Below are 12,968 nucleotides of genomic sequence, written 5' to 3'. Positions count from 1 at the left end.
TTTTTACTCAACAAAATTATTTTAATCAAAGAACTATTTTTTTATAGGCAGGGCTGGTAGAAATAACCTTCCAGTGATAGAAAAAGACCTGAATTGATTAAAATTCAGTGACCTAAAAAAAATTGATAATTAAAAATGGTAAAATGAAAAAGCCCGATTATTTTACAAGGGCTTTTGCAGATCTTCTTATGAAGCGCCTCTTGTGGCCTGAAGAGGTGAAGCGCTGTGCAGGTCCGGGGTGTGCTTTCTGTGATTTTGATTTCTGGACCTTGATTACTTTGCCTTTTCTGCCTTTTACCTTTACCCAATCAATGCTGCCGGTTTTGCCCATTATCATTCCTCGCTGATTTTGATTTGAATTTATCTATATTTGCTTTAATTCATTGATGATTTATTCACATACCGTATCCGCCTTCTCGCCTATCGCTGCTGTTTGCCGCGGATTTTTTCCTTCAGCAGCGATTTGGCAAAAAGGTAATCTGATTCGATGATTATCAAATAGGTAATCTTTCAATGATCTTGATCGGAATATCTGATATTCCTTAAAAAGCCTGAAGTAAGAGACTATGGTTTAATCAAGCCTTGAGTTTATCATAAAGAGAAATGCTACTAGTTAAATGTTACGGATATCCGGAGGAATTCAGGCATAAAAAAATGGCAGATATACGTAAGGTATAAATAATTCCGAAGATGCGTATAAATCCGACTGAAACTGGCTTGAACCTTAAAAGCTCTTCTGAAAGCCATATTCTTTTTCTGGAGAGGTGATTCCCGTAAAAAATGACCCAATTGACACCAGGCTTGCCGAAATGCACGAGGAACTTCGGGATTTAAGAAATTTTCCTGACTCCGAATTTGTCGGCATAATCAGGGAACTAGGGTTCAAATGTGAACTCTGTGCCCGCTGCTGCACCAGAGAGTTTAACGACCATGTGTTCCTGCTGGACTCGGACCTGGAACGAGTAAGAAGCATAGACCCTGATGCCGTCACTCCTGCCCCGTATTATGAGTTTTGCGACCAGAACGGCAGGTTCTATGTATCAGGCTATGCCCTGAAAACAAAACCTGACGGCTCCTGCATTTTCCTTGAAAATAAAAGATGCAGGATTTATGAAAGCCGCCCTTCAATCTGCAGAGTATACCCACATATGCTGCACAGGGAAGCCGATGAAACCGGAAAAGTGGACTGGCGGCAGATAAGCGGCTTAAACGAGCACGGGAGTTATCACTCAGATCTCGACGATCCGGCATGTAAAGAAATTGCACTGGAGACAAGGGCTTATGAAGAAGCTTATCTCCAGCAGGTGATTGGCTTTTTCGAAGCTGTGAAGGCTCATTTCAGGACAAATGGTTTAAAACACATCCAGAGAACCTATGACCGAAAAATGCGTGAATTTCTTAAAGGTGAATGTGACCTGGAAATTTTTGTATATTGCAAAGGCGGGTTTGAAAAACAAAAACTCGCAAAAGAGTCTGAAAGATAAGGCATAACTGATGCCGAAAAAGGCAATTTTGTAAACATAAAAAAAGAGAATATTTTTAAAATAATTCTATGAAAATAAGAAAAGAGAGTACTTTTAAAATGATTCTATAAAAAAGGTTTTCAGTTCTTCTTCCCTTTGACCTTCCACTTCAGAAGTATTCCATCTTCAATTTTTTCAGCTGAAGACAGTTCAAGCCCGAGGAGTTCGTTTTCTGTAAAACCTTCCCCGTCAGTAAAGGTTGGAGCTGTTTTCCCTCCTATGATAAGGTTTCCAACAAAAGTATATACCTCATCAACAAGACCTGCGGAAAGCATGCCCCAGTTCAGGGTTGCGCCTCCCTCGACCATGAGGCTGTTTATACCCATTTCCTTTAATTTTGCTGCAAGCTCGGTAAGGTCAACTCTAAAGGCTCCTGTTTTTATGACAAGGGCTTTTTCTTCCAGCATCCTGATTTTTTCTTCAGGGGCGGAATTTGAAACAGCAATTATCCTGAGCCCTTCACCTTTTTTGAAGATATCGGCATTAAGAGGTGTCCTTGCTGAGCTGTCAACAACAACCCTTACGGGATTTTCACTTTTTCCGGCAGCTTTTCTGGCTGCCTTTCTTTCAGGGGATTTTACTGTCAGGCTGGGGTCATCGGCAAGTACGGTCCCTATTCCCACCATAATCGCATCTGCATGAGCCCTGAGTTCATCCATTCTCTCAAAATCAAGTTTTCCGGAGATCTTTACCTGCTTTCTTTCCTTTGTTGAGAGCTTGCCGTCAGCTGACATAGCAGAATTTATAAAAATAAAGGGCCTGTCCATTTTTTAGCTCCTGAAAAAAAGTATTGAATTGAGAGTCACGTAATTGAGAATCACGTTTTTATTTTTTAGCTGTTTAATTTTTTAGCCATTTAATTTTTTAGCCGGGCAGGTTTGAACAGGGGAAATGATATCTCCTCCCCCGGCTCAAAACTGTCTTTTACCACTATTCAGGCTTCTATAAGGGGCTTCAGCAGGTCGTGGTCTCTTAAGAGCCCCTGAAGCTTGCGGTTTGAATTAATTATCGGTATCTGGTCGATCCTGTTACGCTTCATTTTTCTTGCACAGTCGCTTATAGAGGCAATATAAGTAGCAGTGATCGGTTCCCGGATCATAATGTCGCTTCCTATCAGATTGGGGACTTTGATTCTGGATACGCTGTAGTAAATACTCATGGTATCTCTCATGGACTCCCATGTCCAGGCATCGTCGTCCTGACCTGCGGACATGTCTGACATCTCAACGCTGTCCTCAATAACGCTGGCAGAAATAATGTCGCGGTCCGAGATAATTCCTATGAGTTCAAGGGCAGCATCAAGTACAGGTACAGCCTTGACACAAGCCAGTTCCATGATCCTGGCTACTACAGGCAAAGGTGTTTCACTGAATATTGCCACCACTTCCTTTTCCACATAGTCTTTGATAGGAGTGTCTATATTCATATCCGCAATTGCGCCCACAACATCAGCAACCGTTACAAGCCCCACGAGCTTTCCATCGTCTACTACCGGAAGCCTTCTGATTCCGTGCTGAAGGAGCAGGCGGGCAGCGGACTGCAGGTCCGATCCAGGGGATATGGTTATCGGGTCCCGTGTCATAAGAAGGGCAAGCTGTTCTTCTTCGGGGTTCTGCAAGAGGTTTGTCCTTGTCACTATCCCGACCACTTTGGAATCTTTGAGTACAGGAACCCCCGAGATGTGTTTGTTCTTAAGGATTTTAAGAACCTCGTCCCTGGAACCAGGCAGGGTTGCGCATGCGACGTCCCTTACCATGATATCTTCTATGAAGATGTTTTTTGGCATATGATCTACACCTGTGTTATCCTCTGAATCCTGGATTTTCTTTTATCATTTCTCTACGGAGGGCTTCAGCTCAGCTCTCTTCTCCACTCCGAACGACCATTACCGGAACCTTTGAGCCCCTGGCAACTTTTTCTGCAACGCTTCCGAGAAGGAACCTGTCAAGTCCGGTTTTTCCAAGTGTTCCCATAATTATCAGGTCAACATTGTTATTTTCTGCGAATTCGATAATTGCACTGCTCGGGTTTCCTTCAAGGACAACTTCTCTTACTTCTACCCCTGCTGCTTCTCCCTGGCTCTTTACGGCAGAAACTGCTTTTTCACCCTCGGACTTCAGGATCTCGTACATCGCTTCCCAGCCGACTTCCGAGCTCATAGGTATTGATGAAAAAGAAGATATGTCCACCACATAAAGTGCGTGAATCGTAGCCCCGCTGAGTTTTGCAATCTCAATTCCGTGAGATATTGCCTTCTGGGTATTCTCGGATCCATCTGTTGCAATTACTATGTTCCGGTAAAATTCGCTATTCATGTTTCGTTCTCCATTTGATTTACGAATGAAGTACCGCTAATATATCATCGGGCCTTGCCCGTTTTGTAATTCCACCTACAGGGTCCTGTATACCTGCAAGATTATTAGAATCCCCGTTCAGGATCATTAAATTGGCTTTATTCCCCTTTTCGATAGAACACATGGAATCTGGTCCCATTACAAAAGAACCATTAAGTGTGCAAATTTTAAATACTTGCCTATCATCTATAGAAAATATTTTTGACATAAATTCCATTTCAGCAAACATATTTACAGAATTTAACATTACATTATCTGTCCCGGCTGCTACCCGAATACCCGCTTCAAGCATTTCAGCTATTGGAGCCATCCCTGCCCCTGTTACGAAGTTTGACCTCGGGCAGACAACAACCGGAATTTTTGCCTGAGCAATTTCATCGAGGTCTTTTTTTCCTGCATGTGTTAAATGAATTAAAAGGTCCGGCTCAAGAGAAAGGGCTTTTTCAATGTCGCTTCTATTCTTTTCACCTGCATGGATTGCAAAAAGTTTTTTTCTTTCCCGGGTGCAGGCTGTAATCTCCTGAAGGAGGTTCATGTCGAGGTCATTTGCTCCACTCATTCCGAGCCCATCGGAACGAAGTAAAATCCTTCTTACTTCGGAAAGTACTACTTGCAGAGGTAGATCCGGTTCTGCAGGTCTTCCGAATATCAATGAACGCAGCTCAAGTCCTTCAAGGGCTTTATTCAGAGCTGCAACCCCCAAAAACCCTCCTTCCCTGAAATCAGCAAAAGCACAGGTCCCGGTATCTATCATGTCCAGTAAAGACCTTCTTATGTGCCCTACAAGGGTTTTATAGGGAGTTTCCCTGAGAATCCTGTGTTTTAATCCGTCAGGCGGCTTTACAAGAGAGTCAAGGTCTCTCTGGACCCGAAAACCGGAAGTTTTTCCAAGTACAGGGTCTTTACAAACGGAGTCCCCAAGATGAGTGTGAGCATTGACAAAACAGGGAGCTATTATATTTTTTGAATTTGTACGTTCTTCTCCAATTTCCGTAATTATTCCATTTTTTACACAGATGTACCCCTCTATGGGCAAAATCTCGGGACCTGCAATAATTGTTCCGGAAATTATTTGTTCAGTGCCGTACATCTATAAGCACCTCTGCTGTTTATCAACCTTCTGTGCTCAGCTTATGGAGACCAAACATATACATCATATATAATCTTTCCTTAAGCCTTTTTATATTATTCAGGCATTTTTTCTTCTATTCTGGGCACGCTGGAGTATTTTTTTCGTCTTTTTGGTTAGAAGTTTCTGAATATATATACAAAACAAAAATTCTTTTCACCGACATATTTATTAATTATCAAATATATATATGGGTTTCAGTCGCATTGTATAGGTCCTTGCACGAGATAATGGAAAATCCTGACTGTGAGTGTACAGACAACCCCAATGCGATACATCGATAGTGTGATATTGCCCGGCACGAGGGTAACTGAAAGGGACTGCGGAAAACCAGAGTATGATCTTTCGGAGTTAGTGCGTCCGGGTTACAGCACTATTTTATGTTAATTTATTTTTATAACTCGAGTTTATAATTTATTTCATACCTGGTGTTTTTATATATGGAAAAATTCAGTACCTGCCCAGCCGTCCAGGGTTCGCCATTCCATGCGTGGTTATAACTTATTCATTTCGGCTGCTTTTTATTTATCCTCTGCCTTTTGCTAATGGCTCTTATTACAAATTCCCAGGTTTCGTCACTAATTTATATAATATATTTTAAAAGATGAGATCCATGTCCTTTGAAGAGGCAATAAAATCTCTGGATTCCGGTATTATTGTGGATATCGAAGTCACTCCGGGTTCCAGGTCGCTTTCTGTCCCGAGTGGCTATAATGAATGGCGAAAGAGAATTGAAGTAAAGCTGACCAGAAATGCCCAGAAAGGAAAGGCAAATGAGCAGCTTATTGAAAGCCTTGCAGAGCTTTTCAGCATAAGCAGTTCTGATATCCTTATAAGTAGCGGAGCCACAAGCAGCAAGAAATCCTTGCTGATAAAAGGGGTATCCTATCAGCAAGCTGTTCTGGTTTTCGGGAAACACTTAAAGGGTTGAAGCCAGGAGTTTTAGACAGTTTTCCTGACTGGCAGGCTTTCTTACCACACTTCCTGTTTAACGAAAAAGGTTGAAGAATAACGTGACTGATGTTGATGTCTACAGAAAAAGGCTGGAAAGGATTGAAGAACTGCTTCTGGAACTTTCAGAATCTGCGGAAAGAGGGGCAGTAATTATCGTAGAAGGAAAAAGAGATATTCTTTCCATGAAAAAGCTCGGTATTAAAGGCAGCTTCGAGCTTGCAACCCGGCATTCTCTTTTTAATTTCTCAGAGAGGATAGCCAGCCTCGGCTGTGAGGTTATCATACTTACGGATTGGGACAGGAGAGGTGACCTGCTTGCAGCCAAACTCTCGGAATATTTTGAAAATTTTGGGGTAAAGCCTGACCTTCAAATCCGAAATAAGTTGAAACTGATTTCCCAGAAAGAAATCAAAGATATAGAAAGCCTGTATACTTATGTTTCCAAACTCAGGGTAAAAACAGGTTCTTCTCTAAACTCCGAATATGAAACGAATCTGGAATTTGAAAGATAGTAACGTTACTATCCGGTAAAGTGCCCTTATTCTCAATATATTTTAAAAAAGAAAAAATGAAGATTTGAAGATTATTTGAAGATTAATACTTACATCCGGTTAAAAAACTTTTATCCCTTATGCGTTGGATGATTCTCCTTTCTCCTGAATCATATCCAGGCCTTGAGGGTTCTTTTGATGATTGAATGTCCTGTCAAATTCCGGATATTTTGGAAATTTGCCAGCCAGTTCTTCAAACATTTTATGTCTTGGACTGATAATTATTATATGCGCAGGGGGGTGGATCTTCTTCAACCTGCTTATCGCCGCTCCCGCGTGGTTATTTAACTCTACAAGGGCTGCAGAGTTGCATTTTGACTTGAGTGATACGCCCATTACACTCACAAGAAGTTCATCAGCATAATTTGGCTCAATACATTTAGGAGTCGCTGAAAATTGAATATGTCCGTATCTTTCTAGGTCATGTAATGCTATTTTTACTTTATCCGAGTCGTCTGCCCGGACTAACGCGAATGATTTCATTTTTTACACACCACCAATCTATAAAGTTATCCCCATTTCGATATGGATTTACCCCTATAATAAACTTTGTGTATGAAATGGCTTAGCAGGCGACCATTATTCCCTTGCGAATGCGGCGTCCTCATCATATTATTTTAACTAAAAATGGTCATTTACGGAGTCGTAATATATTGTACGCCTTTCTCCTATACTCAAAAATTACAGGGCTATTCCATAATTGTCTTTTTTCAAGATTTAGTATGCGTCTCCATGATATGAAGCTGCGTATTCTATACTTATATGCATCGTATATATATTCGTTTTGAAATAATATTTCTTCTCAAGAAAACTTTACTTAAAGTTTTTTTAGTTGCGTTTTTTTAAAAAATTACTTTTTTTCTTTTATTAATATATTATTATTTTTTATTCCTCTCTGCCTATTTTAATATGTCCTGATTCAGCATGATGAATTTTTCACAAAATCAATCACTGACCAGAGAATTTTTTATCCTCAATTTATTTTATTGACTTATTAAATATCATTTATAATTAAATAAATACTTTAATATATTATTTTTTCCAGCCTGATGTTACTACAGGACCGGAATATACTCCCTCAAATGGTATCTTTTATTTAGGACCTTACCATATCATATACCTAAACAGTATACAAAAATATTTATCCCAGGACTCCCTGTGTCCTTTTTTCATTTCCATCTATGAAAAAGCTCAAATGTTTCGGGACTAAGTCCTTACCCCTTAATTCAGTTTAACTCCATGATTCAGTTAATTATATCTTATATAGCCCTTTGATTTTCAGGTCTGAATAGATAATTGAATCTGGTCCAGAACCTGTTTCAGGCTTATGTGGGCAAAGCCCTCGCAATTATTGCAAAGACGGTGAGTATATGGCTAATGATATTGAATCTAAAGTAATTAAAGCAAAAAAAGCTTCAATTGAGCTTGCCAGTGTAAGCTCCGAGGTAAAAAACAGGGCTCTTGAAGCTATGGCGGAAGCCCTTGATAAAGAGAGAAAAATCATCCTTGAAGCGAATTTAAAGGATCTTGAATATGCAGCCCAACTGAAAAAAGCCGGAAAGCTTACTCAGGCTCTTGTAGACCGGCTTAAGGTTACGGACTCAAAAGTTGACGGGATGATTGCAGGAATCAGGGACGTAATAAAACTTAAAGACCCTGTGGGAGAAACCCTTTCCACTCTTGAACTCGATGACGACCTGATCCTCTACCAGGTCAGCTGCCCTATAGGTCTTATAGGGGTAATTTTTGAGTCCAGGCCTGACGTGGTGCCCCAGGTAATGTCTCTCTGCCTGAAAAGTGGCAATGCAACCATTTTCAAAGGAGGAAGCGAAGCCAGGGAGTCTAACCGTACTATTTTCGATATTCTTGTAAGAGCCATAGAGTCCACCGGGGGCATGCCTGAAGGGGCGTTCCAGCTTATGGAAACCAGGGAAGAAATCATGAGCCTTCTGAGCCTTGATGCGTATGTCGACCTCCTTATCCCCAGAGGGTCCAATGAATTTGTCAAATTTATCCAGGACAATACAAAAATCCCTGTACTCGGGCATACAAGCGGCATCTGCCACATCTATGTGGACGAATTTGCAGACCCTGATACAGCCTGGAAGGTCTGTTTTGATGCCAAAGTCCAGTACCCCGCAGTCTGCAATGCCATAGAAACCCTTCTTGTGAACCGCAATATTGCAGAAGTTTTCCTGCCCAAAATGGCTGAAATGTATCTAAAGGCAGGGGTTGAACTGCGCTGCGATGAAGGTAGTTATTCTCTGCTCTCAGAAAAAGGGCTATCTCCCCTTTCAAGAGCAACTGATGAGGACTGGAGCCTTGAATACAATGACCTTATCCTCTCAATAAAACTCGTAGATACCATTAAGGAAGCAGTTGACCACATAAACACCTTTGGTTCCCATCACACAGACGGGATAATCACGGAAAACGCTTCCCGCAGGAAGGAGTTCATAGGGCTTGTTGACTCTTCAAGCGTTATGGTGAACGCTTCAACACGTTTTGCTGACGGTTACAGGTATGGAAAAGGTGCCGAAGTCGGGATCAGCACAAATAAGATCCATTCGCGCGGGCCTGTCGGTATGGAAGGGCTGTTAATTTACAAGTATATCCTCATGGGTAAAGGGCAGGTTGTTGCAGACTATGCAGGAAAAAATGCAAAACCCTATACTCACAGGAAGCTTGACCTTAAGTTCGAGGATGTGAATTAACACATCCCTGATAATTTCTGATATGTTTATATATTTGAATCGAAATACCAGCGCAGGTTAAGTGCAAAAACCGGAAACCCGGCTGTTACAGAGATCAACTGCAGCCGCTTTCCAAATAACTTTAAGAGGCACTTCTATTGACAGAAAGAGAACAATTTTTCCGTGATGTTAGTAAAATCGTCATTAAGATCGGAACTTCTTCAATTACCAGAAAGGGCTGTGACCATACCAGGGAAAACTGCAATATTGACCCGGCATTTATGGAAAGCATAGCCTTCCAGGTCTCAGAGCTCCGAAAGCAGGGGAAAGAAGTAATTATTGTGAGTTCGGGAGCAATAGGTGTCGGGCTGAATGAGCTGGGCATAGCCCCCAAACCCCGTGAGATCCCTATCAGACAGGCAGCTGCAGCGGTCGGGCAGAGTATGCTGATGCAGGACTGGAGCAGAGCTTTTTCCAGATACGGAATGAAGGTTGCCCAGATCCTTCTTACCTATGAATTCTATTCTGATAGAGTAACTTATCTCAACCTGAGAAACAGCATCTCAACCCTGCTGGAGTATGGTGTTGTCCCGATAATAAACGAAAACGACTGTACCTGTACAAACGAGATTGAAGCAATCTTCGGGGACAATGACAAGCTCTCCGCAATGGTTGCGAGCAAAATCGATGCTGATCTTCTGATTATCCTTTCGGATATTGATGGGCTTTTTGACAGGAACCCGAAAACTCACATTGACGCAAAGCTTCTGACCATTGTGAAAAAGATCACGCCTGAGATTGAAAGTTATGGGGGCGACCCTACAAGCTTCAAAGGCGTTGGCGGGATGCGGACCAAAATAAAAGCTGCAAAAATCTGCAGTATGGCAGGCTGCTATGTAGTTATTGCAAACAGCGATGTAGAGGACGTCATCCTGAAAATAGCCTCAGGGGAAGAAATAGGGACCCTTTTCCTTGCTGAGCGGCATATCCAGAAAAACCGCGCTCGCTGGATTATCCTTGCCAGGGCTTCAGGAACGGTCCGTGTAGATGCCGGAGCAAAAGCTGCTGTCCTCGGGAAAAATAGCCTTCTCCCGGCAGGCGTTGTGGATGTGGAAGGGACATTTGATAGGGGAGATGTCGTGAAACTCGAATGTGACGGCAAAATATTTGCAAAAGGGATTACCGACTATACCTCTGAAGAGTTAATTAAAATAAAAGGAGTTCATACAGACCAGATTGAAAACGTTCTGGGCTACAGTAATTACAACAACGTGATAAAAAAGGAAAATATCGGCATACTGGAAGAGTTAAATTGAGCATCGGGTTTGTAAGAGTTTCAGGACCTTCTGGTTCTTTACAGGTAATTTACGGTAATTTAAGGTTTATTTAAGTTTATTTAAGTTTATTTTTCTGGAAATAAGGAGATTTTATACATGATAAATCGAAAAATAGGATTCATCGGGGCAGGGAAAATGGGTTCTGCTCTCATGCAGGGCATAATTAAAGCCGGAATCGTGCAGCCTGAAAATATCGGTGCAAGCGATGTATACGAGCCTTTTTTAAAAGAGCTTCAGACAAAGCTGGGGATCAGGGTATCAACCGATAATACCGTTATTGTCCGGGAGTCGGATATCCTCATTCTTGCAGTAAAGCCCCAAACGCTTGGTTCTGTGCTTGAAAACCTGAAAAATGAAATTACTTCCGAAAAACTCGTAATATCAATTGCTGCAGGAGTGCCTCTTTCAACTTACGAGGGCGCTCTTCTTGAAGGCACCAGGGTTGTCCGTGTCATGCCCAATATAGCAGCAACAGTTTCGGAGGCTGCTTCGGGAATTTCCCCCGGGAAGAACGCGACCCCTGAGGATATGAAAGATGCTCTTACTATCTTTTCTGCGGTTGGTACTGCAGTTCAGGTTCCTGAATCCCTGATGGACGCAGTTACAGGTCTTTCCGGCAGCGGGCCTGCTTTCATTTTCCCTGTCATAGAGGCTATGGCTGACGGGGCTGTACTGGAAGGCATGGACAGGAAAAGCGCTCTTACCCTCGCAGCCCAGACCGTGCTCGGAGCCGCAAAAATGGCACTTGAAACAGGCATGCACCCCGGAGAACTCAAAGATATGGTTACATCTCCTGCCGGTACCACTATTCAGGGAGTTCATGCTCTCGAGGAAGCAGGAATCAGGGCAGCTTTTATGAATGCAGTTATAAGAGCAAGTGAACGCTCAAGAGAACTTGGGAAGAAGTAATAATATCGGTTTCTTCCTTTTCTTAAATCCTCTTCCTTCATCTTTAATTCCTTTTCATCCTTTTTCTTTTTTATAAGTCTTCAATGCGTAAATTTCTTAAGACAAATTTTGCTTTCTAGACAAAAATTCCTTTCTTTTCGCTTTCTAGCGTCCTTTGTGCTATTTACCTCTTATTTTCTTAGTTATAGTTCATGATTATTTGTTATAAATTTGGGTAAATTTTATATATCAGTGGAATCAATATTATTTTCTACCTGATAAAAGCTGAGCATGCATAAATGGAGCTAGTGGGGGTCATAGTTCCTGTCCCATGCCTTACTCTCGTTTATGAGATGTTCCAGTCCGGGATATCCTGTATAAGTTCTCTAAAACTGAGGATTTTTCACCTATATTGTATTCATCGGTGAACCCGGAAAATCATGCTTAATTTGAAAATAAGAAGCGAATAAATTACGATAAATTATGGTGGAACGGGGTACTGGACCTTCTCTGTTCGCCATGAGGGGGATCTCTTATAGGGGGATAGGAGATTCCTCTCCAGACCCCTCTTATTCTCGCCTGAAAGATTATTCGCTACAGGCTTTTTATCTTAAAAAATAGCAGTGTATTTTATGTATTTAATAAATAAACTAATGTTTTTAAAAAAGTAAAATAATGTTTTTATTGTACCCAAATTATTTCTGGGTATCTTTTTTCAGGCACATAAACCAGTCAAGGCAGCGCTTTCCTTCCTCTTCTTTTCCCATCCTTTCTTTTACTGCTTCCATTGAACTGGGAGGTGGAATGATAACGTCTTCTCCTGGCTGCCAGTTAGCCGGGGTTGCAACTTTTTCGGCTGCATTTTTCTGCAGGGCGACTACTATTCTCTTGATTTCCTGCATATTCCTTCCGGTTGACTGCGGATAGTAGAGTATTGTCCTTATTTTCGCCTCTGGGTCGATAATAAATACCGCTCTTACAGCCTGGGTGGTTGAGGCTTTTGGCTGTACCATGCCGTATTTCTTTGCAACATCCATCTTCAGATCTTCTATCACCGGGAATTTGATCTCCAGATTTTTCATTCCTTTATATTCTATTTTCTCTTCAATCCTCTTAAGCCAGGCGATATGGGAAAAGACGCTGTCTATGGAGAGCCCTATAAGTTCCGTGTTCATGCTCCTGAACTCTTCCTGCATACTGGCAAAAGTCATGAATTCAGTAGTGCATACAGGTGTAAAGTCTGCAGGGTGGCTGAACAGAATGACCCATTTTCCTTTATAATCATCCGGGAATTTGATAATTCCCTGTGTGGTTACTGCAGTAAATGAAGGGGCATCGTCTCCAATGAGAGGCATGTGTATCTGTTCTGACTCTGTTTCTATTATGTTCTCACCTCATTTTAGTTTGCAATCTTTTTCCGTTATCCGAAGTACGATGTCAGGCACTGGTGCTCGAACCCTAAAAAGCACTATCCGTTCCCTCTATCGTCCCCAACAACTACCTTACTATTATTTTCCATTGTTATAAATCATTTACTGA

The 12,968-nt window shown here is 41.7% G+C and carries 13 protein-coding genes; 6 read left to right on the top strand and 7 right to left on the bottom strand.

Annotated features, from left to right (window positions below):
- Positions 1-157: 157 nt before the first annotated feature.
- Positions 158-331 carry a DUF5350 domain-containing protein gene (locus M886_RS18170; protein WP_015411380.1) on the bottom strand — a complete coding sequence of 58 codons (174 nt, stop codon included), beginning with the start codon at positions 329-331 and terminating at the stop codon, positions 158-160.
- Positions 332-764: 433 nt separating this feature from the next.
- Between M886_RS18170 and M886_RS01335 the strand changes: the two genes are divergently transcribed.
- On the top strand, positions 765-1,484 hold the full coding sequence (locus M886_RS01335) for a YkgJ family cysteine cluster protein (protein WP_011032777.1): 720 nt from the start codon (positions 765-767) through the stop codon (positions 1,482-1,484).
- A gap of 119 nt (positions 1,485-1,603) precedes the next feature.
- Here the strand turns inward: M886_RS01335 and M886_RS01330 are convergent, their stop codons facing one another.
- From M886_RS01330 to M886_RS01315, 4 genes are all read right to left on the bottom strand, one after another.
- Positions 1,604-2,290, bottom strand: a complete 687-nt coding sequence (locus M886_RS01330; protein WP_011032776.1) for a 2,5-diamino-6-(ribosylamino)-4(3H)-pyrimidinone 5'-phosphate reductase — start codon at positions 2,288-2,290, stop codon at positions 1,604-1,606.
- Between the two features lie 167 nt (positions 2,291-2,457).
- On the bottom strand, positions 2,458-3,309 hold the full coding sequence (locus M886_RS01325; RefSeq protein WP_011032775.1) for a CBS domain-containing protein: 852 nt from the start codon (positions 3,307-3,309) through the stop codon (positions 2,458-2,460).
- A 70-nt stretch (positions 3,310-3,379) separates the two neighbouring features.
- Positions 3,380-3,838 carry a universal stress protein gene (locus tag M886_RS01320; protein ID WP_048050510.1) on the bottom strand — a complete coding sequence of 153 codons (459 nt, stop codon included), beginning with the start codon at positions 3,836-3,838 and terminating at the stop codon, positions 3,380-3,382.
- A gap of 19 nt (positions 3,839-3,857) precedes the next feature.
- A complete protein-coding gene (locus M886_RS01315; RefSeq protein WP_015411379.1) occupies positions 3,858-4,967 on the bottom strand; it encodes an amidohydrolase family protein in 1,110 nt (369 codons plus the stop codon).
- A gap of 652 nt (positions 4,968-5,619) precedes the next feature.
- On the opposite strand from M886_RS01315, the gene M886_RS01310 reads away from it, so the two are divergent.
- Positions 5,620-5,937 (top strand): DUF167 domain-containing protein, encoded by a 318-nt coding sequence (locus M886_RS01310; protein ID WP_449288740.1) that lies wholly within the window; start codon positions 5,620-5,622, stop codon positions 5,935-5,937.
- 82 nt (positions 5,938-6,019) lie between these two features.
- Entirely contained in the window at positions 6,020-6,472 is a 453-nt protein-coding gene (locus tag M886_RS01305; RefSeq protein ID WP_048050508.1) for a toprim domain-containing protein, read from the top strand.
- Between the two features lie 117 nt (positions 6,473-6,589).
- Here the strand turns inward: M886_RS01305 and M886_RS01300 are convergent, their stop codons facing one another.
- Positions 6,590-6,994: a DUF356 domain-containing protein gene (locus M886_RS01300; protein WP_048050507.1), complete on the bottom strand. Its 405-nt coding sequence runs from the start codon at positions 6,992-6,994 to the stop codon at positions 6,590-6,592.
- Between the two features lie 887 nt (positions 6,995-7,881).
- Here M886_RS01300 and M886_RS01295 point away from each other — a divergent pair.
- The 3 genes from M886_RS01295 (at position 7,882) to proC (ending at position 11,450) form a co-directional block, all read left to right on the top strand.
- Complete coding sequence (locus M886_RS01295; protein ID WP_048050506.1) at positions 7,882-9,225, top strand: glutamate-5-semialdehyde dehydrogenase; 1,344 nt, start codon at positions 7,882-7,884, stop codon at positions 9,223-9,225.
- 137 nt (positions 9,226-9,362) lie between these two features.
- Positions 9,363-10,520, top strand: a complete 1,158-nt coding sequence (gene proB / locus M886_RS01290) for a glutamate 5-kinase (protein WP_048050505.1) — start codon at positions 9,363-9,365, stop codon at positions 10,518-10,520.
- A 117-nt stretch (positions 10,521-10,637) separates the two neighbouring features.
- The gene (gene proC / locus M886_RS01285) at positions 10,638-11,450 is read left to right on the top strand and encodes a pyrroline-5-carboxylate reductase (protein ID WP_011032767.1); all 813 of its coding nucleotides are present in this window, start codon (positions 10,638-10,640) and stop codon (positions 11,448-11,450) included.
- A 674-nt stretch (positions 11,451-12,124) separates the two neighbouring features.
- Here the strand turns inward: proC and M886_RS01280 are convergent.
- Complete coding sequence (locus M886_RS01280; RefSeq protein WP_264357983.1) at positions 12,125-12,790, bottom strand: peroxiredoxin; 666 nt, start codon at positions 12,788-12,790, stop codon at positions 12,125-12,127.
- Between the last annotated feature and the right edge of the window lie 178 nt (positions 12,791-12,968).

It is taken from the genome of Methanosarcina soligelidi, from assembly GCF_000744315.1.
In the GTDB taxonomy this organism is placed as follows: Archaea; Halobacteriota; Methanosarcinia; order Methanosarcinales; family Methanosarcinaceae; genus Methanosarcina; species Methanosarcina mazei.
This window is presented reverse-complemented; position numbering and strand designations above follow the sequence as displayed.